The sequence below is a fragment of the Streptomyces sp. NPDC006309 genome, assembly GCF_040613095.1.
In the GTDB taxonomy this organism is placed as follows: Bacteria; Actinomycetota; Actinomycetes; order Streptomycetales; family Streptomycetaceae; genus Streptomyces.
Window position 1 is genome coordinate 129,410 of the sequence record NZ_JBEXRO010000006.1, and the last position, 23,028, is coordinate 152,437.

23 protein-coding genes and 1 pseudogene are annotated in these 23,028 nt (G+C 73.7%); 9 read left to right on the plus strand and 15 right to left on the minus strand.

Translation table 11 applies throughout. The features are described from left to right. Positions 1-53 precede the first annotated feature (53 nt). The 4 genes from ABZ117_RS11430 to ABZ117_RS11445 all read right to left on the minus strand — a co-directional run bounded on the left by ABZ117_RS11430 (position 54) and on the right by ABZ117_RS11445 (position 4,139). Positions 54-1,244, minus strand: a complete 1,191-nt coding sequence (locus ABZ117_RS11430; protein ID WP_356819588.1) for a serine hydrolase domain-containing protein — start codon at positions 1,242-1,244, stop codon at positions 54-56. Between the two features lie 236 nt (positions 1,245-1,480). Next, positions 1,481-2,449 (minus strand): acetylxylan esterase, encoded by a 969-nt coding sequence (locus ABZ117_RS11435; RefSeq protein ID WP_356819590.1) that lies wholly within the window; start codon positions 2,447-2,449, stop codon positions 1,481-1,483. Positions 2,450-2,689: 240 nt separating this feature from the next. Further along, complete coding sequence (locus ABZ117_RS11440) at positions 2,690-3,472, minus strand: ferredoxin reductase (protein ID WP_356819859.1); 783 nt, start codon at positions 3,470-3,472, stop codon at positions 2,690-2,692. 61 nt (positions 3,473-3,533) lie between these two features. Beyond that, entirely contained in the window at positions 3,534-4,139 is a 606-nt protein-coding gene (locus tag ABZ117_RS11445) for a sulfite oxidase-like oxidoreductase (RefSeq protein WP_356819592.1), read from the minus strand. A gap of 238 nt (positions 4,140-4,377) precedes the next feature. Between ABZ117_RS11445 and ABZ117_RS11450 the strand changes: the two genes are divergently transcribed. Beyond that, on the plus strand, positions 4,378-5,139 hold the full coding sequence (locus ABZ117_RS11450; protein WP_356819594.1) for a GNAT family N-acetyltransferase: 762 nt from the start codon (positions 4,378-4,380) through the stop codon (positions 5,137-5,139). A 41-nt stretch (positions 5,140-5,180) separates the two neighbouring features. On the opposite strand, the gene ABZ117_RS11455 is transcribed toward ABZ117_RS11450, so the two are convergent. After that, complete coding sequence (locus tag ABZ117_RS11455) at positions 5,181-5,585, minus strand: MarR family winged helix-turn-helix transcriptional regulator (RefSeq protein WP_356819861.1); 405 nt, start codon at positions 5,583-5,585, stop codon at positions 5,181-5,183. 124 nt (positions 5,586-5,709) lie between these two features. Between ABZ117_RS11455 and ABZ117_RS11460 the strand changes: the two genes are divergently transcribed. Together ABZ117_RS11460 and ABZ117_RS11465 are read left to right on the plus strand one after the other, a co-directional pair. Then, positions 5,710-6,822, plus strand: coding sequence for a hypothetical protein (locus tag ABZ117_RS11460; RefSeq protein ID WP_356819596.1), 1,113 nt, complete (start codon positions 5,710-5,712; stop codon positions 6,820-6,822). 327 nt (positions 6,823-7,149) lie between these two features. Beyond that, on the plus strand, positions 7,150-7,935 hold the full coding sequence (locus ABZ117_RS11465) for a putative protein N(5)-glutamine methyltransferase (protein ID WP_356819598.1): 786 nt from the start codon (positions 7,150-7,152) through the stop codon (positions 7,933-7,935). A 39-nt stretch (positions 7,936-7,974) separates the two neighbouring features. Here the strand turns inward: ABZ117_RS11465 and ABZ117_RS11470 are convergent, their stop codons facing one another. Then, positions 7,975-10,053, minus strand: a complete 2,079-nt coding sequence (locus ABZ117_RS11470) for a SpoIIE family protein phosphatase (protein WP_356819600.1) — start codon at positions 10,051-10,053, stop codon at positions 7,975-7,977. Positions 10,054-10,367: 314 nt separating this feature from the next. Here ABZ117_RS11470 and ABZ117_RS11475 point away from each other — a divergent pair, with 314 nt between their 5' ends. The 4 genes from ABZ117_RS11475 to ABZ117_RS11490 all read left to right on the plus strand — a co-directional run bounded on the left by ABZ117_RS11475 (position 10,368) and on the right by ABZ117_RS11490 (position 14,564). Beyond that, the gene (locus ABZ117_RS11475) at positions 10,368-11,246 is read left to right on the plus strand and encodes a hypothetical protein (protein WP_356819602.1); all 879 of its coding nucleotides are present in this window, start codon (positions 10,368-10,370) and stop codon (positions 11,244-11,246) included. Between the two features lie 96 nt (positions 11,247-11,342). Continuing rightward, positions 11,343-11,714 (plus strand): hypothetical protein, encoded by a 372-nt coding sequence (locus ABZ117_RS11480; protein WP_356819604.1) that lies wholly within the window; start codon positions 11,343-11,345, stop codon positions 11,712-11,714. Positions 11,715-11,930: 216 nt separating this feature from the next. After that, on the plus strand, positions 11,931-13,946 hold the full coding sequence (locus ABZ117_RS11485) for an NADPH-dependent 2,4-dienoyl-CoA reductase (protein WP_356819606.1): 2,016 nt from the start codon (positions 11,931-11,933) through the stop codon (positions 13,944-13,946). A gap of 54 nt (positions 13,947-14,000) precedes the next feature. Then, positions 14,001-14,564, plus strand: coding sequence for a PadR family transcriptional regulator (locus tag ABZ117_RS11490; RefSeq protein ID WP_356819608.1), 564 nt, complete (start codon positions 14,001-14,003; stop codon positions 14,562-14,564). 23 nt (positions 14,565-14,587) lie between these two features. Here ABZ117_RS11490 and ABZ117_RS11495 read toward each other — a convergent pair whose 3' ends face one another. Together ABZ117_RS11495 and ABZ117_RS11500 are read right to left on the minus strand one after the other, a co-directional pair. Further along, on the minus strand, positions 14,588-14,716 hold the full coding sequence (locus tag ABZ117_RS11495; RefSeq protein ID WP_356819610.1) for a hypothetical protein: 129 nt from the start codon (positions 14,714-14,716) through the stop codon (positions 14,588-14,590). Beyond that, the gene (locus ABZ117_RS11500) at positions 14,713-15,300 is read right to left on the minus strand and encodes a MerR family transcriptional regulator (protein ID WP_356819611.1); all 588 of its coding nucleotides are present in this window, start codon (positions 15,298-15,300) and stop codon (positions 14,713-14,715) included. Before ABZ117_RS11500 ends, ABZ117_RS11495 begins: the two co-directional genes overlap by 4 nt. On the opposite strand from ABZ117_RS11500, the pseudogene ABZ117_RS11505 reads away from it, so the two are divergent. Further along, positions 15,236-15,672: pseudogene (locus tag ABZ117_RS11505) on the plus strand (DUF4188 domain-containing protein). The gene ABZ117_RS11500 and the pseudogene ABZ117_RS11505 overlap by 65 nt on opposite strands. Before the next feature lie 33 nt (positions 15,673-15,705). On the opposite strand, the gene ABZ117_RS11510 reads toward ABZ117_RS11505, so the two are convergent. Together ABZ117_RS11510 and ABZ117_RS11515 are read right to left on the minus strand one after the other, a co-directional pair. Next, a complete protein-coding gene (locus ABZ117_RS11510) occupies positions 15,706-16,245 on the minus strand; it encodes a hypothetical protein (RefSeq protein ID WP_356819613.1) in 540 nt (179 codons plus the stop codon). Positions 16,246-16,481: 236 nt separating this feature from the next. After that, complete coding sequence (locus ABZ117_RS11515; RefSeq protein ID WP_356819615.1) at positions 16,482-17,456, minus strand: fibronectin type III domain-containing protein; 975 nt, start codon at positions 17,454-17,456, stop codon at positions 16,482-16,484. A gap of 489 nt (positions 17,457-17,945) precedes the next feature. On the opposite strand from ABZ117_RS11515, the gene ABZ117_RS11520 reads away from it, so the two are divergent. After that, positions 17,946-18,695 (plus strand): glycoside hydrolase family 75 protein, encoded by a 750-nt coding sequence (locus ABZ117_RS11520; RefSeq protein ID WP_356819617.1) that lies wholly within the window; start codon positions 17,946-17,948, stop codon positions 18,693-18,695. Positions 18,696-18,991: 296 nt separating this feature from the next. Here ABZ117_RS11520 and ABZ117_RS11525 read toward each other — a convergent pair whose 3' ends face one another. The 5 genes from ABZ117_RS11525 to ABZ117_RS11545 all read right to left on the minus strand — a co-directional run bounded on the left by ABZ117_RS11525 (position 18,992) and on the right by ABZ117_RS11545 (position 22,873). Beyond that, positions 18,992-19,402: a PTS fructose transporter subunit IIA gene (locus ABZ117_RS11525; RefSeq protein ID WP_356819618.1), complete on the minus strand. Its 411-nt coding sequence runs from the start codon at positions 19,400-19,402 to the stop codon at positions 18,992-18,994. Further along, the gene (gene dhaL / locus ABZ117_RS11530) at positions 19,395-20,003 is read right to left on the minus strand and encodes a dihydroxyacetone kinase subunit DhaL (RefSeq protein ID WP_356819620.1); all 609 of its coding nucleotides are present in this window, start codon (positions 20,001-20,003) and stop codon (positions 19,395-19,397) included. Before dhaL ends, ABZ117_RS11525 begins: the two co-directional genes overlap by 8 nt. 68 nt (positions 20,004-20,071) lie before the next feature. Further along, entirely contained in the window at positions 20,072-21,064 is a 993-nt protein-coding gene (dhaK, locus tag ABZ117_RS11535; RefSeq protein WP_356819621.1) for a dihydroxyacetone kinase subunit DhaK, read from the minus strand. Between the two features lie 377 nt (positions 21,065-21,441). After that, a complete protein-coding gene (locus ABZ117_RS11540; RefSeq protein WP_356819623.1) occupies positions 21,442-21,885 on the minus strand; it encodes a peptidase inhibitor family I36 protein in 444 nt (147 codons plus the stop codon). Continuing rightward, complete coding sequence (locus tag ABZ117_RS11545; protein WP_356819625.1) at positions 21,878-22,873, minus strand: hypothetical protein; 996 nt, start codon at positions 22,871-22,873, stop codon at positions 21,878-21,880. Before ABZ117_RS11545 ends, ABZ117_RS11540 begins: the two co-directional genes overlap by 8 nt. Between the last annotated feature and the right edge of the window lie 155 nt (positions 22,874-23,028).

Here is a 23,028-nt window from a genome sequence, read left to right on the forward strand (position 1 = left end):
CGGCCGAAATCCGCCCGCCACGGCGCGTGGTCACCCGGAGGCGCGGCGCGTCGTCACAGGGCGCGGTAGACGGCGTCGACCAGCGCCGACTTCCGTGGGTCGTTGGCGATGTGAGGTCCCATCCGGTTCATCACGTAACCCAGCGACACACTCGCCTCCGGGTCGGCGAGCCCGCAGGAACCACCGAACCCGTCATGGCCGAAAGCACGCGCATTGGGCCCGTACGAACCCTGCGGTCCGCTCAGCCACAGCCCGAGCCCGATCTCCGTCTCGCCCTCGAACCCCGCGCCCAGCACGAGATCGCGGCAGCTGCCCTGACCCTCGCGCACCCGCTCCGCCGCCTCCGGCGACAGGATCCGCCGGCCCCCGTGGGAGCCGTGCCCGGCGAAGACGCCGTACAGTGCCGCGACCGCCCGCGCGGTGCCGTGCCCGTTGGCCGCGGGAATCTCCGCCGCCCGCCAGCCGGGACTGTTCGCCTCCGCCGCTCCGGCCACGGGATTGGCGAGAGCCGCCAGCGCGGCAGGTGCCAGCCGGCCGGAGAGAGCCGTCTGCCGGCCGCCCGACGCGGCCGGCGGGCGTACCAGCTCGGCCGCCCGGCCGGACTCCCTCTCCGGCAGGCCGATGGTGAAGTCGATCCCGAGCGGCCCGGTCACCTCCCGCGCCAGAAAGGCCCCCGGCCGCAGCCCCGAGACGCGGCGTACGACCTCCCCGACCAGGAACCCGTACGTCAGCGCGTGGTACCCGGACCGGGTGCCCGGCTCCCACCAGGGCGCCATGGCCGCGAGCCGCGCGGTGGTCAGCTCCCAGTCGTACAACTCCTCCAGGGTGTGCGGCTCCCGCAGACCGCAGAGCCCGGACCGGTGGGACAGCAGATGCCGGACGAGCACCTTCTCCTTGCCCGCGGCGGCGAATTCCGGCCAGTAGGAGGCCACCGGTGCGTCGAGGTCGAGCAGCCCCCGGTCGGCGAGTATGTGCGCGCACAGCGCCACCGGTCCCTTGGTGGTCGACCACACGTTCACCACGGTGTCCCGCTCCCAGGGCCGGGTGCGGGCCGCGTCCGCCCAGCCGCCCCACAGGTCCACCACCGTCTCCCCGGCGACGGTGACCGCCACCGCGGCGCCCAGTTCACCCCGCTCCCGGAAGTTCTCCTCGAACGCCTCCCGCGCCGCGGAGAACCGCGGGTCGCAGTACCCGTGGATCTTCGCGTGCGGCTGGGGTGTCTGCCGTGTCTCCTGCGCGGACATATGGCCTCCGTCGTCGCCGGGAAGCCGGGCCACGACACCGCGACCCGGGCGCTCCGAACGTACCGACTGGTCGGACCGGGCGGAAGGGCGGGTAGGGCACCCGACCGGCCGGACCGCGGGGAGGAGCGGCGCGCCCGGGGCCGGCCGGGGCGCGGTCGGCCCCGGCCGGGGGTGCCGTCGGCGGATCAGCACCGGGGCGCGGCCTGCGGATCAGCACCGGGGGCACGGCCTGCGGATCAGGCGTACGACCGCAGCCAGCGCACCTTCGCCGCCTCGTGGAAGGGGCCGCCGCCCTCGTGGTCGTTGAAGTCGTACACCTCGATCGTCTTGTCGTCGCCGGCCCACGCGTTGAACGCCGCGAACACGGTCGACGGCGGACACGTCTGGTCCTCCAGCGCCGCCGAGAACAGGGCCGGCGCCCGCCCGCGGGCCGCGAAATGCACCCCGTCGAAGTAGGACAGGGTGCGCAGCGCGTCCGACAGGCGCCCACGGTGCGTCTTGAGGAACAGGCCGATCTCCCGGTACGGGTGACGGTCCGTCAGGGTCGTCGCACGCGGGAAGTCGCACAGGAACGGCACGTCCGGGGCCACCGCGACCAGGTCGGGGACCAGCGCGCCGACGGCCAGTGTGATGCCGCCACCCTGGCTGGCGCCGAGCGCCACGGTCCGCGTCGCGTCGGCCAGCGGATGCGAGCGGGCCGCCTCGACCGCCCGCACGGCGTCCGTGAACACCCGGCGGTAGTAGTAGTTCTCCGGTGCCTCGATGCCCCGTGTCATGTAACCGGGGTACGCCGGTGCCGCGCCTACCGGGTCCGCCGTGGCGCCGCCGCCGCCCCAGGCGCTGCCCTGCCCGCGGGTGTCCATCAGGAAGTGCGCCCGGCCCGTCGACGCCCACAGCAGACTCTCGTGCGCCAGACCGCGTCCGCCGCCGTAGCCGAGGAACTCCACGACCAGCGGCAGCGGTTCGGTGGCCCCGGCCGGCAGACGCAGCCAGCCCTTCACGGGGTGACCGCCGAACCCGGCGAACGTCACGTCGTACACCTCGACCGTGGACAGCCCGGTGTCCACCGGCTCGAACCGCGCGTCCAGTTCGTGCTCGCGGGCCTCCTGGAGCGTCTTGTCCCAGAAGGTGTCGAAGTCCGCGGGCGCGGCCGACCCACTGCGGTATTCGCGCAGTTCGTCGGGGGGGAGGTCGAACAGGGCCATCAACAACCGCCTTGATAAGGGGAGACTGCGTCGTCTCACCGTACGTGGGTGGTCGGACGACCCGCCAGAGTCGTGAGCGGGGAAGGGATCTCTGTGGAGGCAGGATGTGAGGTGCGCATGGTGCTGGTCGGCGACGAGTAAGCGGTTGCTTTCACAGGGGCAGGAGAGGTGAACAGCTCCGGCAGTGGTCGGGTCACTTACCGGTTCTTGTGCGGGGCCGGGCGCCGCGCGTGGGGTCGCTCAGCCGAAGCGCTCGATCCGGATGCGGTCCACCGGCTGGCCCGCCGCGACCAGCAGCCGGGAGGCGTGCTCGGCGAACGCGTTGGACCCGCACACATAGGCCTCCCACCCACCGGTCGGCGGCTCGGCCAGGAGTGGCGCCACATGTGTGGCGGCCATACGTCCCACCGGCACACCTGACGGGGCACTGCGGGTGAACACGGGTGTCGTCTCGGCGCCCAGTTCGGCCGCGTAGATCAGCTCCTCCGGGCTGCGCGCGGACACCAGCAGCCGCAGCGGCACGGTGAGGCCGCGCGCCCGGTGGTGCCGGACCATCGACATCAGCGGTACGACCCCGGAACCGGCCCCGAGCAGCAGCGCGGGCCGGTCGCCCGGCCAGGCGAAGAAGCCGCTCACCGGACCGCGCACCTCGACCGTGTCACCGGGCCGGGCCACGGTGTGGAACCAGCCGGAGACCTCGCCGTCCGGCACGCGGTCCAGGGTCAGCTCGATGTGCCCGGAGTCGTCCGGTGCCGACGCGATCGAGTAGTGGCGCTGCGCCGCGTAGCCGTCCTCCGCGGTCAGCCGCAGCATCAGGTGCTGGCCGGGCAGATGCCCCGCCCACTCCGGCACGGCCAGGCGGAACGTGGTCGCGCGGGGTGTCTCGCGCCGGATCTCGGTCAGGGTGGCGGTCTGCCACACCGCCGCCGCGCTCTCGCTCACGGCGATCCGCCCGGGCACCGCGAACCGCGTCACGGGAGTCGTCGTCCCGGCCGTCGTCCCAGTCACCGCCGCCCCAGTCATCGCCGTCTCGGTCACCGTGGTGTCAGTCGCCGTGGTGTCGGACACCGTCTGGGTCGTCCTCTCAGTCACCGGAGTACCGCTGCTCCTCCCAGGGGTTGCCCCGGGCGTGGTAGCCGTTGCGCTCCCAGAAGCCGGGCTCGTCGTGGTCGAGGAGCGTGATGCCCGCGATCCACTTGGCGCTCTTCCAGAAGTAGAGATGGGGCACCAGCAGCCGCGCCGGGCCGCCGTGCTCGGCCGGCAGCGGCCCGCCCCCGTACTCCCAGGCGATCCAGGCCCGGCCGCCGGTGAGGTCGGACAGGGGCAGGTTCGTGGTGTAGCCCGTGTGGGAGTAGGCGACGGCATGGGTGGCGGACCCATGGGGTCGCACCACATCGAAGAAGGCGTCGAGCGAGACGCCGCCGAACCGCACGCCGAACTTCGACCAGCCGGTCACACAGTGGATGTCACCGTCGTACGCCGACGCCGGCAACGCGTGGGCGGCGTCCCAGTCCCAGGTGTGCGGCCGTTCGACCAGGCCGTCGATCCGGAAGGACCAGTCGCCGGGCCCGAGGTCCGGGGTGACCTCGGCGGACAGGACGGGCCAGTCGTCGCCCGCGTCGTACTGTCCGGGCGGCAGCCCGGGCCGGTGGACGCGCGGGCGGCCCGTGAAGCCTCGCGTGACGTTCATGGTTCAACCGTACGCTGTCGCTCCGGCTGCCCCGTCGCTGGTCACGCCCTGATCGTTGCGGCGGTATGAACTTCTCCGGAGGCCGGGAATACGCGGCCCGGTGCGTCTCCTTGGCGCTCAGTGCCGGCTCCGGCGCACCGGTGACAGTACGAGAGCAGCGCCGGTGACAGCGCGAGGAAAGTGAGGGAGCGAGGATGTCCCAGCCGTACGTCCCGACGACAGTGACCGAGGTGGCCGCGTGAGCATCCTGAGCAGTCCGGGCGGCCCCGGCCCGGCCGCCGCCGGCGTCCCGCACGTCCTGGACAACCCTGCCCTCGCCTCTCTGACCGGCCCGCACGCCCACTTCGCCGAGCGGCGCGGCCGGGTGCTGCGCTACCCCGTCGACGTCTCGCCCTGGCTGGCCCTGCCCGACGTTCCGGACGCGCAGGACTGGGCGGACCTCGCCGTACTGGCGGGGCCGGGCGCCGAGGTCCCGCTGCCCGGTTACCGCGGGGAGGTACCGGACGGCTGGGAGATCACCTTCCGGGTCGAAGGCGTGCAGTTCGTGGACGACGGCATCGCCGCCGCTCCGGACGCGGAAGCGGTCCGGCTCGGCCCGGCGGACGTCCCCGAGATGCTCGACCTCGTGGCCCGCACCGAGCCGGGCCCGTTCCTGCCGCGCACCCTGGAACTCGGCACCTACCTCGGCATCCGGCGCGGCGGCGCGCTGGTCGCCATGGCGGGGGAGCGGCTGCGTCCGCCCGGCTGGACCGAGATCAGCGCGGTCTGCACCGACCCCGCGTTCCGCGGCGAGGGACTGGCCACCCGGCTGGTCCTCGCGGTCGCCCACGGCATCCGGGAGCGCGGCGACACCCCGTTCCTGCACACGGGCGCGCAGAACACCAGGGCCGTCCGGCTGTACGAGTCCCTGGGCTTCCGGCTGCGCCGCCACACCCTGTTCCTGGCGGCCCGGGCGCCGGAGCGGCTGGCGGACGGCCGCCCGGCGGTACCGGTGCCGTAGCCCGGGCGGCGCCCGCCCGGAGCGGTGCCCCCGGAGGACGGTCAGCCGGTGCCGGGGCCGATCTCGCCCGGTGCCGCGTTGTACCGCTCCAGATAGGCCGCGAAGCGCACCAGGTCCTCCTCGGGCCAGTCCGCGAGCCGCTCCCGGAACGCGGTCCGGCGGCTGCGGGTGACCTGGGCGAGGATGTCCTCGCCGGCCTCGGTCAGATGCAGCACCTGGACCCGGTGGTCCTCCGGGTCCAGCCGGCGTTCGATCAGTCCGGCCCGCTCCAGCGCGCCCACCTGGCGGCTCACCGTGGACTTGTCCAGCGCGTAGTGGGCCGCCAGGTCGGTCGCCCGGCAGCCGCCGCGCTCCTCCAGGTGGCCCAGCAGGGTGTACGACACCAGGGACAGCTCAGGGTGCATGCGGCCCGCCGAGGCCCGGGCCCGGCGGGCGAAGATCGTCATCTCGCGCTGGATCGTCTCGACGGCCGACTCCGCTGCGCTCACGGGAATACCTCCTCCGGAGTTCTAGTTGTAGACTACAACTAGAACGTGAGTTGTATAAGTCAACTTTTGGAGGTCGCCCGCGATGAGGTCACCGGCACTGCGCCATGTGCTCACGCACCTGATCACCCCGCTGCTGATGTGCATCGGCATGGGGCTGGCGTACATGGGGGCGTTCGTCACCCCGGAGCCGCACCACCTGCCGGTCGCCGTCGTCGGCACCGCCGTGCAGACCAAGGTCTTCGCGCAGACGGTGAAGGACACCGCGGGGGACAAGCTCGACGTCCGTACGGTCGCCACCCGCGCCGACGCCGTCCGGCTGCTCGAGTCCCGGGATGTCACCGGCGCCTATGTGCCCAGCGCCAAGGCGCCCGAGCTGCTGGTCGCCACCGCCGCGTCCGACATGGGCGCGACGGCCGTCGAGAAGGTCTTCACGCCGGTGGCCGCCGAGCGGGGCACCCCGCTGAAGGTCACCGACGTGGCCGCGCCGGTCGCCGACGACCCCACCGGCCAGGGCCTGTTCTTCCTGCTGGTCGCGGTCAGCATCGGCTCCTACGCCTCGGTCGCCGCCCTCGGGGCCGCGGGGGCCGCGCTCGCGATGCGTGTCCGGGCGCTGCTCGCGCTCGGCGTCTCCGCCGTGGTCGGCGGCATCGGCGCGCTGCTCGCCGGCCCGGTGTTCCACCTCGCCCACCACGACCTCGCGGGTGTGTGGGGCATGGCCTGGCTGTACTCGGCGGGCATTCTCCTCGTCGGCGTCGGTCTGCACACGTTCCTCAAGCGGTGGACCACGCTGGCCATGATGGTGCTCTTCGTGATGCTGAACTTCACCAGCTCCGGCGGCCTGTTCCGGCCCGAGCTCCAGAACGGCTTCTTCGGCACTCTGCATGCCTTCTGGAACGGCGCCGGTTTCGTCGAGGGCGCCCGCAGCCTGCTCTACTTCGGCAACGACGGCCTCGCGCGCAACGTGTGGACCCTGGCGGGCTGGCTGCTGGCCGGCCTCCTGGTGACCGCGGCCGCCGCCGTGTACGAGCGCACCCGGCGCCCCCTTCGGCGGACCGCTCACCCCGAGGGCGGCACCGGGCCGGTCGCCGGCACCACGTCCGCCGAACCGGCGGCCCGCAAGGGAACCGAGGCGGAGACCGAGGCCGACGCGCAGGAAGAGGCGGAGGAAGAGATCGAGGAGACGGTCGGCGTCTGACAACCGCCCTCGCGGGGGTCCGCCGACCCGTCCTCACGGGGGTCCGCCGACCCGTCCTGACGGGGCGCCCGGTACCCCCGGAAGACGGACCCACGGCCGCGTGACGCACGCGGCCGTTCCCGTTTCCCCGGCGGGGGAGTCGTGTCCGAGCGTTGCGGTATGGTGACCGTCCGGCCGCGGGTGTCCGCGGCCCCGATGGCGAGGAGGTGAGTCCCATTACCGCTGTGTCGGCAGGGGTGCTCTCTCCTCGTGACGGCGCGGTACACCGGCAGCGGTGACCGCGGGAGCGCCCTGATGCTTCGCGCTCCCGAAAGGCTTCCGGCTTCCATGCCCACTCCCGTACCGCCTTCCCCCTCCGCCGTCGTCTCCGCCCTCCGTGCCGCCGGGTGCGTCTTCGCCGAGGACGAGGCGGAGTTGATCCTCGCCGCCGCCCGTGTCCCCGGAGATGCGGCCCTCATGGTGGAACGGCGCGCCGCCGGGCTGCCGCTCGAACAGGTCCTCGGCTGGGCCGGATTCCACGGACTGCGCATCACCGTGGAACCCGGGGTGTTCGTGCCCCGTCGCCGCACCGAGTTCCTGGTCGACCAGGCGCTGGCCGCGGCCCCCCACGCGGCCGTCGCCGTGGACCTCTGCTGTGGTTCCGGCGCGCTGGGCGCGGCCCTCGCCGCCGTCCTGGGCGGTGCCGAGGTCCACGCCGCCGACATCGACCCGGTCGCCGTACGCTGCGCCCGCCGCAATCTCGGCGCCTTCGGCGGCCGGGCGCACCAGGGCGACCTGTACGACGCCCTGCCCGCCGGTCTGCGCGGCCGGGTCGACGTGCTGATGGCGAACGTGCCGTACGTCCCGACCGCCGATGTGCCCCTGCTGCCGCCGGAGGCCCGCGACCACGAACCGCTGGTCGCCCTGGACGGCGGCGCGGACGGACTGGACGTGCTGCGCCGGGTGGCCGCCGGGGCGCCCGGCTGGCTGGCGCCCGGCGGCTGTCTGCTGACCGAGACCAGCGAGCGCCAGGCGGCGGACGCGGCCGAGGTGCTGACCCGGGCGGGTCTGTCGACGCGCCTGGCGGTGTCGGAGGAGCTGTACGCGCACGTGGTGATCGGCGTACTTCCCTAGAGTGCACGGCTTCCGGCGCCGCACCCGTCCCGGAAGCCGCTAACCCAGTTCCTGTGCGCGGGCGATGAGCAGGGCGACGTCGTCGTGGTTGTCCGGGTGGTGGAGGGTGCGCAGCAGAAGGTCGCAGACCTCCTCCAGGGGGCGTGCGGGGTCGTCGAGCAGGGACAGCAGGAAGTCCAGGCGTTCGTCCAGCGAGTGGCGGCGGGTCTCGACCAGGCCGTCGGTGTAGAAGACCAGCTCGTCGCCGGGTTCGAAGTCGACGGTGACCGTGGAGAAGCCGACCCCGCCCACCCCGAGGGGCACGCCGGTGGGCAGGTCGAGCAGCTCCGGCGGGCGGCCGGGCCGGACCCGGGCCGGCGGCAGATGGCCGGCGTTGGCGATCCGGCACTGCCGCAGATGCGGGTCGTGGACGGCGTAGACGCACGTCGCGATGGATTGGTCCAGGGCCGACGTGGTCTTGTCCAGGTGCTCCAGCAGCCGGGCCGGGTCGAGGTCGAGCGAGGCCAGGGTGGTGGTGGCGGTGCGCAGCCGGCCCATCGTGGCGGCGGCGCTGATCCCGCTGCCCATCACGTCGCCCACGACGAGCGCGGTCTTGCCGCCGTCCAGCGGGATGACGTCGAACCAGTCGCCGCCGACCTCGCTGGTCGCGCCCGCCGGCTGGTAGCGGGAGGCCACCTCCAGGCCGGTGGTGACCGGCGGATGCCCGGGCAGCAGGCTGCGCTGGAGGGTGAGCGCGGTGTTGCGGGCGTTCTGGTACCAGCGCGCGTTGTCGATCTGCACCGCCGCGCGGGCGGCCAGCTCCCGCGCCAGCAGGACGTCGTCCTCGTCGAACGGCGCCGGGTTCCGGGTGCGCTTGAGGTCGAGCGCCCCCAGCACCTCGCCGCGCGCGATCAGCGGCACCGCGAGATACGAGTGCAGGCCCGCCCGCCCCAGCAGCACGGCCGCCTCGGGAGAGCGGGCGATGCGAGGCAGGTCGTCGTCCTTGACCTGCGGGACCAGCACCGCCTCACCCGTGCGCACACACTCGGTGACCAGGCGGTCGGACGCGTAGCGGGCGATATGACCGGGCGGGTCGGCGGCCCGGACCGCCTCCGTGTCCTCGTCCGGGCGGACCGCGAGCGCCCGGATCACCGCGGACTCCAACGGGCCCAGGGTGCTGGGCCGCCCCTCCACCACCGCGTCCAGCAGGTCCACGGCGGCCACGTCCGCCAGTTCGGGCACGGCGACGTCGGCCAGCTCGCAGGCGGTGCGTTCCAGTTCGAGCGTCGTGCCGATCCGCGTGGAGGCGTCGGCGATGACCGCGAGCCGGCGCCGGGCCGCCTCCGCCTCCACGGAGGCCCGGTGCTGCTCGGTGATGTCGACCAGCGAGACCGCCACACCGAGCACGTTGCCCATGGCGTCCTCCAGCCGGTAGAGCGAGTGGGACCAGGTGTGGTCCGTGTCCGGGTCGGCCGCGGTACGGCCCACGAGCGTGTCGTCGACCAGCGGCACGCCCGTCTCCAGCACTCGCCGGGCGGCGGCCTCCAGCGCGTCGGCGTCCACCCGGGGCAGCACCTCGCGCAGGGTCCGGCCCACGTGTCCGGCGGCCGGCAGACCGTTGATCCTCTCCAGGGCCGGGTTGACCGAGACGAACCGCAGCCGGGTGTCGAGGACGCCGTATCCGATCGGGGACTGCTTCACCATCCGCTCGGACAGCGCCACGTCCTGCTCCAGCCGCCGTAGGGTCGACTGGTCGGCGGCCAGGCCGAGCGCGTACACGTCCCCGCGGTCGTCCAGCAGCCGCATGTTGCGGAACTCCACCAGACGGGTGCTGCCGTCCTTGTGCCGGACCGGGAAGCCGCCGGCCCAGCTCTGCCCGGTGCGCAGTACGTCGGCGAAGAGGTCGCCGACCAGCCGCATGTGCCGTTCGTGCACCATCAGGCGGGCGGCGTACTGCCCGAGGGCCTCCCGCGCGGTGTAGCCGAACAGCTCCTCCGCCTGCGGACTCCACAGGACGATGCGGCCGTCCGTGTCCAGGACCACCGACGCCACGCCCAGCACGTCGAGCAGCCCGCCCGGCCGCAACGGCCCGCGCACGGGCCCGTCGCCCTCGGCCACCGGAGCCTCGGCTGCACTCATGCCACGCACCGCCTTCGCCCGTCCGCACGGCACGTCGTCCCCCGTGCCGACTCCCCTTGTTCTACCGCGCTCACACCGAGTCTCCGCCGCCTTCGCCGTCTACCTCCACCATCTCTCAACACGGAGCCGGGCGTCCGCCGGAGCCGTCACCGGCGGACGCGCGGTGCGGGGCCTGCTGCCGGGACCGTACCGCGCGACCCCGCGGGCCGTGAGAGTTCACGCTCATGTTGCTGCATTGGCCTGTACATGACTATGACGCCACGCCAGACTGTCCGCCGACCGAGTGCCCTCCACCCCCCGTCCAGGAGTCGCCCATGCCCGCGTCCGCCCGGGAACGCCGTCACGCAGTCCTCGCCGGCCTCGTCGCCCTCGCCACCGCCGCCGTCGTGTCCGTCGCCGCGCCCACGCCCGCCACCGCGGCAGGCACCTGGACCGAGACCGGCTCCGACCGCGCCGACCCGCTGACCGAGAGCCAGGGTCTGGCCTCGGTGGAGGTGCCCGCGAACAGCCCCAACCGCTACACCGGCATCGGCACCATCCCCGTCGGCCTGTCCGCCCGGGGCTGGAACCACGTGGGCGACCCCGACGCCACCTACGGCGGCTACTACATCGAGCCCTACCAGCGGGACTCCGGCAACTCGAAGATGTTCCGCGTACAGGCGCCCGGCGGCACCTGGTCGGAGTACGTCCACACGCTCGGCCCGGACGAGGCGCTGAACAACTCGTGGGCGGCCGTCTCGCCCGACGGCCAGTGGATGCTGTCCGGCGAGTGGGGCACGATGACCCGCCTGCTGGTCTTCCCCACCCCGGGCGCCAACCCGTCCACCTCCCCCTCGGCGAACCTCCCGCAGACCGGGACCGTCCGTCTGGACCACGCCGTCCGCGACGTCCAGGGCTGCGACTTCTCCGGACCGACGACCCTGCTGTGCTCCTCCGACGACCCGGACGGCTCGCTCTTCGGCCTCACCAAGCCGCTGCTGCGCATCGACCTGTCGGCCGCCCCGGACGGCACGGACGTCGCCGGCCACGTCACCGCCCTGCGCCAGCTGCCGCTGCGCAGCTCCTGCTCCGGGAACTTCGAGGCGGAGGGCATCGACTACGACCGCCGCAGCGGCGTCCTGCGCGTCATCGTGGTCTCGCCCGGCTTCTGCGTCCTGACGGACAGCAAGACGTACAAGTTCTCCCAGAGCTGAGGTGTGCGCGGCGGCCGGTGATGTTTTCCTGAGGATGGACGCGCTCCGGCGGGATACCCGTTCCACCGCAGCGCGGCTACGAAAGGACAGGCATCAATGACAGACACGGAGCGGTCGCACCCGGAAACCGTCACGGTGGAGCTCAGCGGCTCCGCGGAGGACGCCCGCATCGTCTTCGACGCGCTGAGGTCGTGTTTCGCCTCCGACCGGGGCGCGGACGACAAGCCTCGGCAATTGCACGAGTCGCGCCCCATGGTGTGGCTCGGCACGTACGACGTCGCGGACGCCCGTGCGGGGGACTGCCCGGAGGTCCGCCTGGGTTCGGCCGTCCAGGCGGACGTGCAGGGCGGCCCCTGGGCCGTCAGCCGGTTCCGCACCAAGCTGGACTCGATGTTCACCGTGCAGGAGACCTCCGCGGCCTCCGGCGACCAGGAGCGGGATCTGCACCTGCGCCTGGAGAGCCGCTGACCTCACGAGGCATGCGCCCCGGCCGGCTCGCCGCCGTCCGGGGCGTCCTGCGTGTCCGGCGATCCGCCGGCACCGCCGGTATCTGCGCGCAGATTGTACATACCAGTAGGTACAGAGTGGCTGGTGTCACGTGGGTCCGGTTGTGCAACTAGTTGCATAAAGCGTGGGGCTTCCTCTACAACAAGGGGTGACGACACCGCGCACGGAGGGCCCCCGATGAGCCGTTACCCGCACCTGATGACCCCGCTCGACCTCGGGTTCACCACCCTGCCCAACCGCGTGCTCATGGGGTCGATGCACGTGGGCCTGGAGGAGGCCGAGCACGGCTTCGAGCGGATGGCGGCGTTCTACGCGGCCCGCGCGCGCGGAGGCGTGGCGCTCATCGTCACCGGCGGCATCGCACCCAACGACGAGGGGCGGCCGTACGAGGGCGGAGCCAAGCTCACCACCGAGGCGGAGGCCGGACAGCACCGGGTGATCACCGAGGCCGTGCACCGCGAGGGCGGCCGGATCGCCATGCAGATCCTGCACTTCGGCCGGTACGCCTACCACCGGGACCTGGTCGCGCCGAGCCCGCTCCAGGCGCCGATCAGCCCCTTCGTGCCGCGCGGGATGACCGACGCCGACATCGAGCGGACCATCGGGGACTACGTCCGCGCCGCCCGCCTGGCCCGGCAGGCCGGGTACGACGGCGTGGAGATCATGGGCTCCGAGGGCTACCTGATCAACGAGTTCATCGCCGCGCAGACCAACCGGCGCACCGACCGCTGGGGCGGCTCGTACGAGAACCGGATGCGGTTCCCCGTCGAGATCGTCCGGCGGGTGCGCGAGGCCGTCGGCGAGGACTTCATCGTCATCTACCGGCTGTCCATGCTGGACCTGGTCCCGGGCGGCTCCTCCCTGGAGGAGGTCGTCACCCTCGGCAAAGCCGTCGAGGCCGCCGGGGCGACACTCATCAACACCGGCATCGGCTGGCACGAGGCACGCATCCCGACCATCGCCACCTCCGTGCCGCGCGGCGCCTACACCTGGGTCACCAAGAAGCTGATGGGTCAGGTGTCGGTGCCGCTGGTCACCACCAACCGCATCAACACCCCGGAGCTGGCCGAGGAACTGCTGGCCGGCGGCTACGCCGACATGGTGTCCATGGCCCGCCCCATGCTCGCCGACCCCGACTTCGTCGCCAAGGCCGCCGCCGGCACCCCGGAGGCCATCAACACCTGCATCGGCTGCAACCAGGCCTGCCTCGACCACACGTTCAGCGGGCAGATCACCTCCTGCCTGGTCAACCCGCGCGCCTGCCACGAGACCGAGCTGGTGCTCTCGCCGACCCGGCTGAAGAAGCGCGTCGCCGTCGTCGGCGCCGGGCCGGCCGGGCTCGCCTGCGCGGTCGCCGCCGCCGAACGCGGCCACGCCGTCACCCTGTTCGACGCCGCGAGCGAGATCGGAGGACAGCTGAACGTCGCCCGCAAGGTGCCCGGCAAGCAGGAGTTCGACGAGACCCTGCGCTACTTCCGCCACCAGCTGCGGGCCCACGGCGTCGACGTACGCCTCGGCACCTGGGTCACCGCCGGGACCGTGGCCGGCTACGACGAGGTCGTCGTCGCCACCGGCGTCACCCCCCGCACCCCCGACCTCCCGGGCGTCGACCACCCCCGCGTCCTCGGCTACCTCGACGTACTGCGCGACGGCGCCCCCGTCGGGGAACGCGTCGCCGTCCTGGGCGCCGGCGGCATCGGCTTCGACGTCGCCGAATACCTCACCGACGGCGGCGACAAGGCGCACGAGGACCCGGAGACGTACTTCCGCCAGTGGGGTGTCGACACCTCCTACCGGGCGCCCGGCGGGCTCGCCGCCCCCGAGCGGCCCGCGCCGCCCCGCCAGGTCCACCTCCTCCAGCGCAAGACCACCAAGGTCGGCGCCGGACTCGGCAAGACCACCGGCTGGATCCACCGCACCGAGCTGAAGCACCGGGGCGTCACCATGGTGCCGGGCGTGCGCTACGATCGGATCGACGACGCCGGGCTGCACATCACCGTCGGTGAGGAGAGCACCGTCCTGGAGGTCGACACCGTGGTGCTCTGCACCGGCCAGGACCCGCGCCGCGACCTGTACGACGAGCTGGTCGCCGCCGGGCGCAGCGCGCACCTCATCGGCGGCGCGGACGTCGCGGCCGAACTCGACGCCAAGCGGGCCATCAAGCAGGGCACCGAGCTGGCGGCGGCCCTGTAGCCGAGGCTGTGGGGCGCGCCCGGCGCGCCCGCCGCCCCTCCCTAGGATGAGCCCATGTCACTCCCGCACGCGATCCTCACCGCCCTGCTGGAAAGACCGTCGTCGGGACTGGAGCTGACCCGCCGGTTCGACAAGTCGATCGGCTACTTCTGGTCCGCGACGCACCAGCAGATCTACCGCGAGCTGGGGAGACTGGAGGCGGAGGGCCTCATCCGCGCACTGCCGGCCGAGCAGCCGGCCCGCGGCCAGAAGAAGAACTACGAGGTGCTCCCCGCGGGCCGCGCCGAACTGGCCCGCTGGACCGCCGCCGCGCAGGACCCCAAGCCCCAGCGGGACGTGCTCCTGCTGCGGCTGCGCGCGGCGGCCGTGGTCGGTACGGCGGGCCTGGAGCCGGATCTGCGCCGCCATCTGGAGCTGCACCGGCGGCAGCTGGCCGAGTACCAGGAGATCGAACGGCGTGATTTCCCGCCGGACCGGGACGCTCCCCGGGACCGGCTGCGCCACCTGGTGTTGCGGGCGGGCATCGACCTGGAGACCTTCTGGACCCAGTGGCTCACCCACGCCCTGGCGGAGTTCGCGGAACTGCCGGCGCAGGAGTGCGGCCCCGGGGAGCTGTAGGCGCGCCGCGGGCCTGGGGCGCCTCAGAACCGCCGGGCCGACTCCTGCGCGTGGGCCATGCGCCGCGGGCTCGGGAGCACCGGTTCGTACAGCACCGTCAGCGCGACGACCGCCTCGGTCTGCCCGGTCGGGGGCGGCTGTTCCTCGATCATGTCCAGATCGGTGACCGCGAGTCGCGTGGCCAGCAGCCCGTACGGCAGCGAGTGCTCGGTGTCGTAGGGCTGACCGAGCCGGACCAGCGCGGCGACCGAGTCGACGGGCCGCCGGTGGGTGGGGTCGAGCAGGTCCAGCGGGGCCGCATGACCGGCCCAGCCGCTCCAGCAGCACCTCCACCGAGCGGCGGGCGGTCTACCACCGCCGGGTCGTCCCCGGCGGGACCCTCGACGCAGGGCGGCGCCCGGGTCGCCGCACCCAGCCGCGGGTGATGGTCGAGCGACTCGTCCTCCATGGCGGGGATCACCTCGCGCGCGGCGGCCACCGGAACTCCGCCGATCCGGATCAGCGCGCGCACCAGGCGCAGCCGCCGCGGGTGGTCCTCCCCGTACTCGGCCCGGGTGGCGGAGATCCGGCGTCCGGGCTGGAGCAGCCCTTCGCGCAGGCAGTACTTGATCGTGGCGGTGGACACACCGCTGCGCTCGCTCAGCTCCGCCGGCCGCAATGCTCTTTCCGGGATGCGGATCAACCGCCGGCGGGCCGCACGCCACTGGCTGCCGGCCCTGACCGCGATGCCGCGCATGCCGCTCGCGCGGGACGGCGACAGCGGGCTGCTGGGTCACCGGGGCTGGGCGGCGGCCCCCGCGTGTTCACCGTCACGCAGTACTGGGAGTCGCGCGAGAAGCTGCTCGCCCACGCCTCCGACCGGGCCGGGCAGCACCGCCCCGCGTGGGCGGCGTTCAACCGCCGCGTGCGGGGCGGCAAGGGCGGCGTGGGGATCTGGCACGAGACGTACATCGTCCCGGCCGGTTCGTACGAGTCGGTCTGCATCGACATGCCGCTGACCGGTCAGGGCGCGGCGTGGGGAGCCGAACCCGTGGGCCGGCGCGGGGACCGGGCGGCGCAGCCACTGGCGAGCGGCGCCGCCCGGTCCTCCCCGGACCGGACCCGGTGACGGACGGGTGATGACGCGGCGTGGTGACGGGGCTCAGAGCCGGTACGGCTTCGAGCGGCGGCGCAGCACCCAGCCCGTGGCGACGACGCCGGCGCCGACCAGGGCCCCGCCGACGCCCAGCGTCAGTGGGCCGTAGTCGCGGGCGGCACCGCCGAGGCCGCCCATGACACCCCGGGAGGGTCTGGCGGTGGACGTCGCCGAGATCGTCGGCGAGGTGGAGCCGGAGACGATCACCGACTGGCTTCCCGCGGTGCCGCCGCTGGAACAGACCACCACCACGGTGAACGTTCCCGGGCTCACCCCGGACCAGGCCGCGGACTGGCTGACGGAGGTGCCCGACAGGGCCACCTGCCTGCCCTGGGCGAAGCTCGCCTGACGGCTGGAGAGCAGGGCCGCGGTGCCCCAGCTGCCGTTGATCTGGGTGCACGCGCTGGTGACCACCGAGACCGTGGAGCCGGTGGTACTGACCGAGATCCCCGAGGCGGCGGCGGACGGCCCGGCGAACCCGGCCGGAAGCGCGGCGGCGGCCGCCAGGGTCAGGCCGGAGCGGAGCAGGAGTCGTGAGGTGTGCATGGGCTGGCCTCCGGCGGCACGGTTGGCGGTACGTCCCATGCGCCGCCTGGGGTCGGGAAACGTCCGTGCGCCTCAACCGCAGCAAACGCCGCCCCGGGACCGCCCGCACGCCGGAGACACCCGGCCGGGTGACGGCTGGACCGCCCGGGTGACGCCTTGCCGTCCGCGTGACATCTGGCCGTCCGTGTGACGCCTGGCCGTCCGGTGGGCGGTGGCACGTCGGCCCGGTCCGCCCGTCAGCGGCCCGTGGTCACCGTGCGTTCCGCCGAGTAACCGCCCCACGTTCCGTCCGGCAGCCGCGCCCGCAGCCGCACCCGGTGCTCCTCGCCGGCCGCCGTGCCCGTGTAGAAGCTGTGGTGCGCCCGGCCGCGCGGCGGCGTGCCGCCCCAGACGAGTGAGGTGGCCGCGGCGCCGTCCAGCTGGATCTGGTACTCGGTGACCACACCGCCCGTGCGCGGCGGGTCCCAGGCCAGGTCGATGTAGTAGGCCCCGGCGGACCGGTGGGTGGCGGCGGTGAAGCCGGTGGGCGTGGTGTCCCGGCCGTCGTCCCTGCCCGGGGTGGTCAGGCGGACCCGGGTGCCGGCGGGGGAGAGGTTGTCGGCGGCGTCCCGGGCCCGCACCGTGAAGACGTACCGGCTGCCGGGGCGCAGGCCGGTGACCACCGTGGCGGTCTGACCGCCGCCGACGCTGTGGATCTTCACATCGCCCTGGTAGACCTCGTACGACACGACACCCCGGTCGTCCCGGGACGCGCCCCAGGACAGCTGGACCGCGCGGTTGCCGACGGTCCGCCCGGCGGTGTCCCGGGGCCGGGTCGGCGCCGAGCGGTCCGCCGCCACCGCGGCCGGCGTCCGCGCCCGTACCGGCCGGCTCGGCGGGCTCAGCCGGCCCGCGGTGTCCCGGGCGCGCACGGTGAACGCGTACATGGTGGACGGCCTGAGCCTGGTGACGTCCACCATGTGCTGCGAATCCGCCACGTCCGCCACTTTCGTGGTGCCGCGGTATATCTCGTAGGAGCGGACCCCGGAGCCGTCGGGCAGGGCGTTCCACATGACGTGCACGCTCGTGGCGCTGCCCGCCGTGGCGGTGACCCCGCCCGGAGCGCCCGGCGCCCGCCCCTCGTCCGCCTCGCCGGTCCCGCCCCAGCCGCACGACACGGCGAACAGCAGGGCCCCGCAGGCCAGCACGAGCGGAACGGGAACGCGTCGCACGGCTGGTCCTCCCCGGGGGACGGCGTGAGCAAGCACGGTAAAGGTCCGGACCAATATGGCCCGGCGGGTGCGGCCACAGCAAGGGGGCCGCGTGGGCGACCGGCGCCGGAGTTACGTAAGCTGGACCCCCTCGCGGCTGAACTCCCTTGTCGCTGAGCGGAGTTCAAGCCGATGGCGCGGACACGCTGTCGTCGCCGATCCCGCGCCGGCATGGGCGGCCGGGGGTTCCGGGCAGACAGTGTCCCGCAGCCCCCGGCCCCTGTCATGCGCGGAACCCCGCCTCCTGTACCCCTGTCGACCGCCGCGCGCAACCCGGCCGGCGCCCGGACCCATGGGTTTCCTCGCGGGACAGCCCCGGATGTCCCCTCACCGGGTGTCAGAAGCGTGCTCCATCCGGCCTCTTCGGAGCGGCCCCGACGCCCACTCGTCCGAACGCGCACCACAGTGGGCTAAATGCCCGTTATGTCCCCTAGGAGAGGGTTTCTCATCGTGCGTGTCCCGTCGCTGACGCTGGCCGCCGCCGGCGCCGCCCTGCTCGCCCCCGCGGCCCTGCCCGCCCCGGCCACCGCCGTCCCGCCCCGAGAACGGCCGGCGGTCCACGACGAGGACCTGGTCACCGCCGCCGACCTGCTGGCGCGCACCGACACGTGCACCCAGGTCTCCCGGGGCCGGTACCGCACCGACGCCGACACCGCCCCGACCGTCCCCGTCTGCGGCACCCGGGACGCCGTCTTCTGGAAGGCCGACCTGGACATCGACTGCGACGGCCGGCCCAGCGCGCGCTGCAACCACCGCACCGACCCGCTGTTCGCCCCCACCACCGCCTTCCAGCAGTCCGACGGCCGCCATCTGAGCGCCGCGCGCCTGCCCTACATCGTGGTCCCCGCGCCGAGCAGACGCTGGAACCAGCGCGCGCACGGCGTCCGGGGCGGCTCCGTGGCCGCCGTCGTCTACCGGGACCGGGTGCGGTACGCGGTCGTCGGCGACACCGGCCCGCGCGACATCATCGGCGAGGCCTCCTACGCCACCGCCCGCAGCCTCGGCATCCCGCCCGACCCGCGCACCGGCGGCGTACCCTCCGGCGTCACCTACATCGTCTTCCGCCATTCCCGCGCCACCCCCATCGAGGACCACGCGGCGGCGGTGGCGGAGGGCCGGCGACTGGCCGGCCGCTTCATCGCCGACGACCCGAGGAACTGGCCCTGGCGGGCAGCTTCCGGCCGCCCCCTCGTCCGGTAGGCGCGCACCTCCGTGGCGGTGACGGTGGCGGTGGTGGCGGCGGGGACGCGGGGGGCAGCGGCCGGCCGGGCGGGCGCTTCGTCGCGGGCAGCGGCTCACCGGCCCTGGCGGGCTGCTTCCGGCCGTCTCGCCGTCGTACGGGAGGCGCGCGGGAGGCGTGCGCTTCCGCGGCGCTTCCACGGCGGGGCGGAGGGCCGGCGGACCTGCCCGGCGGCAATGCGTCGCGGGGATGGCGGCTCAGCGGCTCTGCCGTCGCGCGCGACGATGCCGGCCCGCTCGCGGGCCGGTCCCTGTCGTCACACCTTGCGGTAGGCGTACGCCTCCGCCGCCGCCGCTTCCACGGCGTCCAGGTCTCCCCCCGCGGCGGCGGTGACCACCGCGGCCACCGCGCCCTCGACGAACGGGGCATCCACCAGGCGTGTGTCCTCCGGGAGTTCATCGCCCTCGGCGAGCAGCGCCTTCACCGTGAGCACCGCGCTGCCCAGGTCGGTGAGCACCGCCACCCCGGCCCCGCGGTCCACCGACGCCGCCGCGGCGGCGATCAGCTCGGCGCTGGTGCCGAGCCCACCGCCCTCGGTGCCGCCCGCCGGAGCCACCGGCACCGCGGCCGCCCCGCCCGACAGGCCCTTGGCCAGCGCCGCGACCGACGCGGCCACCTCCGCGCTGTGCGACACCAGTACGATCCCGACCGCCCCGTCCTCACTCACCGTCCGCCTCCGCCGTGTCGGCCAGCGCGGCGATCAGCAGCGCCGACGAGGTCGCCCCGGGATCCTGGTGGCCGATGCTGCGCTCGCCCAGATAGCTGGCCCGGCCCTTGCGCGCCTGCAACGGGGTGGTGGCCTGCGCGCCCTCCTCCGCGGCGGCCCGCGCGGCGGCGAAACCCGTCCCGAGCGCGTCCACGGCCGGCACCAGCGCGTCGATCATGGTCTTGTCGCCCGGTGCCGCCCCGCCGAGCGTCATCACCCCGTCCACGCCCGCGCGCAGCGCCTCGGCCAGCTGCTCCGTGCCGACCTCGGCGGCGTCACCGAGCGCCTTCCCGGTCCGGCGCAGCAGAGTGCCGTACAACGGGCCGGACGCACCGCCGACGGTCGAGATCAACTGCCGCCCGGCCACGGTCAGGACGGCCCCCGGAGTCTGCGGGGCCTCCTTCTCCAGGGTGGCCGTGACCGCGGTGAACCCGCGCTGGAGGTTGCTGCCGTGGTCGGCGTCCCCGATGGCCGAGTCGAGGGCGGTGAGCCGCTCCGCCTCGCGGTCGACGGACGCGGCGGTCGCCGTCATCCAACGGCGGAAGAAGTCGGCGTCGAGCACTGGATCTCCTTGCGTGGTAGGACTGCCGGCCGGTACGGCCGGGACGGTGATCGTCTGCTGCCGCCGGCTCACATGCCCCAGCGCAGCGCCGGAGTGCGCACCGGCGCGTCCCACAGCCGCAGCAGCTCCTCGTCGGCCTGGCACAGGGTCACCGACGCGCCGGCCATGTCCAGGGAGGTGACGTAGTTCCCGACCAGGGTGCGGGCCACGACGACCCCCCGTTCGCGCAGTACCCGCTGCACCTCGGCGTGGAAGCCGTACAGCTCCAGCAGCGGCGTGGCGCCCATGCCGTTGACCAGCAGCAGGACCGGGTCGCGCGGCGGCATGTCCTCCAGAATGGCGTTGACCGCGAAGTCGGCGATCTCCCCGGAGGTCATCATCGGGCGCCGTTCCCGGCCCGGCTCGCCGTGGATGCCGATGCCGAGCTCCAGCTCGCCGTCCGGCAGATCGAAGGTCGGACTGCCCTTTGCCGGGGTCGTACAGGCGCTGAGGGCGACGCCGAAACTGCGGGAGTTCGCGTTGACCTGGCGGCCGACGGCCTCGACCCGCTCCAGCGGCTGCCCCTCGGCCGCGGCGGCGCCCGCGATCTTCTCCACGAACAGCGTCGCCCCGGTGCCGCGCCGCCCGGCCGTGTAGAGGCTGTCGGTGACCGCCACGTCGTCGTCGACGAGCACCTTGGCGACCTGGATGCCCTCGTCCTCGGCCAGCTCGGCCGCCATGTCGAAGTTCAGCACGTCGCCGGTGTAGTTCTTCACCACGAACAGCACGCCCGCCCCGCTGTCCACGGCCGCCGCGGCGCGCGCCATCTGGTCCGGCACCGGTGAGGTGAAGACCTCCCCGGGACAGGCGGCGGACAGCATGCCCGGGCCGACGAACCCGCCGTGCAGCGGCTCGTGCCCCGATCCGCCGCCCGAGACCAGTCCGACCTGTCCGGCCACGGGAGCGTCCCGGCGGACGATCACCCGGTTCTCCACGTCGACGGTCAGGTCGGGATACGCGGCCGCGAAGCCGCGCAGCGCGTCCGCCACGACGGTCTCCGGCACGTTGATCAGCATCCTCATGGGGGTCTCCTCGTGAGCTTGGCGCTTAGCCCCAGGACCTGCCGCTTCGCAGGTCACCGGCGTGGAGGGCGGTCTTTGATCCTGGCGGTTCGTGGCGGTCCGTGGCCGTCGGAGGCGGGCCGTGCCGGGCCGGCCGCCGACTCGAGGCCGACCACGGTGACGGGACGTCAGGCGTCGGCGCTCCTTGATCGCCGAATCGGCCGTCCCGTCTATTGGCAGTATCGACCTTGCGGCAGCGAAGGTCACCTGCGGCTGGACGCTTTGACGTTGCGTAGTGCTCCGTGCGCGGTACGCGACGTGCGGCGTCCTGCTGCCGCCGTATGCCGAAGGCCTCCCGGGCGTGCAGCCCGGGAGGCCCGGCGGTGGGGGAGCGGCGGTCAGTAGCCGCAGGCCGTCACCCACTTGTGGGAGGAGATGCGGTCGTTCCACTCCCAGGGGATGTTGCCCTGGCCCCCGTTGGGCGCACAGGTGGAGGCGCCGCGGTAGCTGATGTCCTCGTAGACGCGCACGTCTCCGTAGGCGCCGCCGTAGCCGTTGTTGAACCAGGCCGAGGCCCGGTCGTTCATGTTGAAGCTGCCGTTCGGGCCGCAGGTGCTCCAGTTGGCGTCGTCGCCGCTCCACCCGCAGGAGTGGCCGCCGCGATTGGTGTCCTCCCACACCCAGTAGGCGCCGTCGGCGGCCATGGCTGAGGCGCTCACGGTAGTGGTGCTGCCGGGCGCGGTGTCCGCCGTGGCGGCGCTCGCCGTGGTCAGGGCGGCGGGAACGGTCAGCAGCGGCAGGACGAACGTGCCGGCCAGCAGCATGGTGCGCAATCTACGCATGGGACCCTCCAGAGGTCTGCGTCCTACCCGGTTCGTGTGAGGACGGTGGTGCGGATGGAGAAGGTGGTGCGAGGCGCCGCGCCCTCGGCAGCGCGGCGTTCTGGAACCTCCACCTGTCGACGAGTTCCTCGCGGTACTGCGCGCGGAGCCGTTCGCCGTAGGAGCGGTCCAGAGTTCGGGAGACCCGCGCCAGCGGTGTGCCGGTCGCGCAGGTCGCTTCGGCGACGGCGAGCGCGGTCCCCGCCGCGTCCGCCTCGGACGCCGGCAGGCTCTCGCGGTAGCGGGCCGCCGCCTGCCGTGACTCGTCGGGGCTGGTGTACGGCCGGCCGGCCGCCCGCATGCACGTGGCCCACCGGGCCACGGCGGCCACGTACCGCCGGTCCTGGTGTACGCGCGTCTCCCGGAGGGGACGCAGGTTCATGGTGACGACCTTGACGCGGAACCAGGCCCTGAGATCTCCGTAGAGCGTGCGTTCGGCGTCCGCGATGCAGCCCTCGGTGGAAGCGGTGATCGTCATCTTCGTGGGCGTCCTCGCCGAGAGCCCGACGGGGGAGGGCCCCATCAGCGCGGTACGGGCCGCGGCCCGCGCGGACGGCCGCAACCCGTGGAAGTACCGCTGGTTCGGGTCGTTGCGCCGTGCCTCGGCCCTGAGGCGGTCCTCCCGGCCGCCGTAACCGTGGGCGCGGGCCCACGCGACGTCGTCGACCGCGTACGGGAAGGTCCGCGCGCCCTCGCCGGCAGCCCCGGCGGCCTCCGTGACCTCGTACCGGAATCCCCGCGCGGCCATGCACCGGCTGATCAGGACCTGCTCCGCCCGGGCCAGCACCCGGACCTCCCGCGCGCTCGGTTCGCGGGACGAACCCGCCGGACCCGGCCCGGGCGCCGGACCGCCCGTGGCCGCTCCGCAGCCGCCCAGCAGCAGGACGGCGGCCAGACCGGCGGCCACGGCCCGGGCCGCGCTCGTGGCGGTCGCACGGTGACGACTCATCGGCGAAGACCTCCTCTCGCTCTCGCTGTCGTGGTGCGTGAACCCAGGTCTAGCCGTTGTCCGTTGTTCGCCGTCGGGCCGGTTGCAGTGAACAAACAATTACTGAACAATCCACACCAGAGGGCGGAAAACACTTCGGGTGGGGGAGCCCGAGC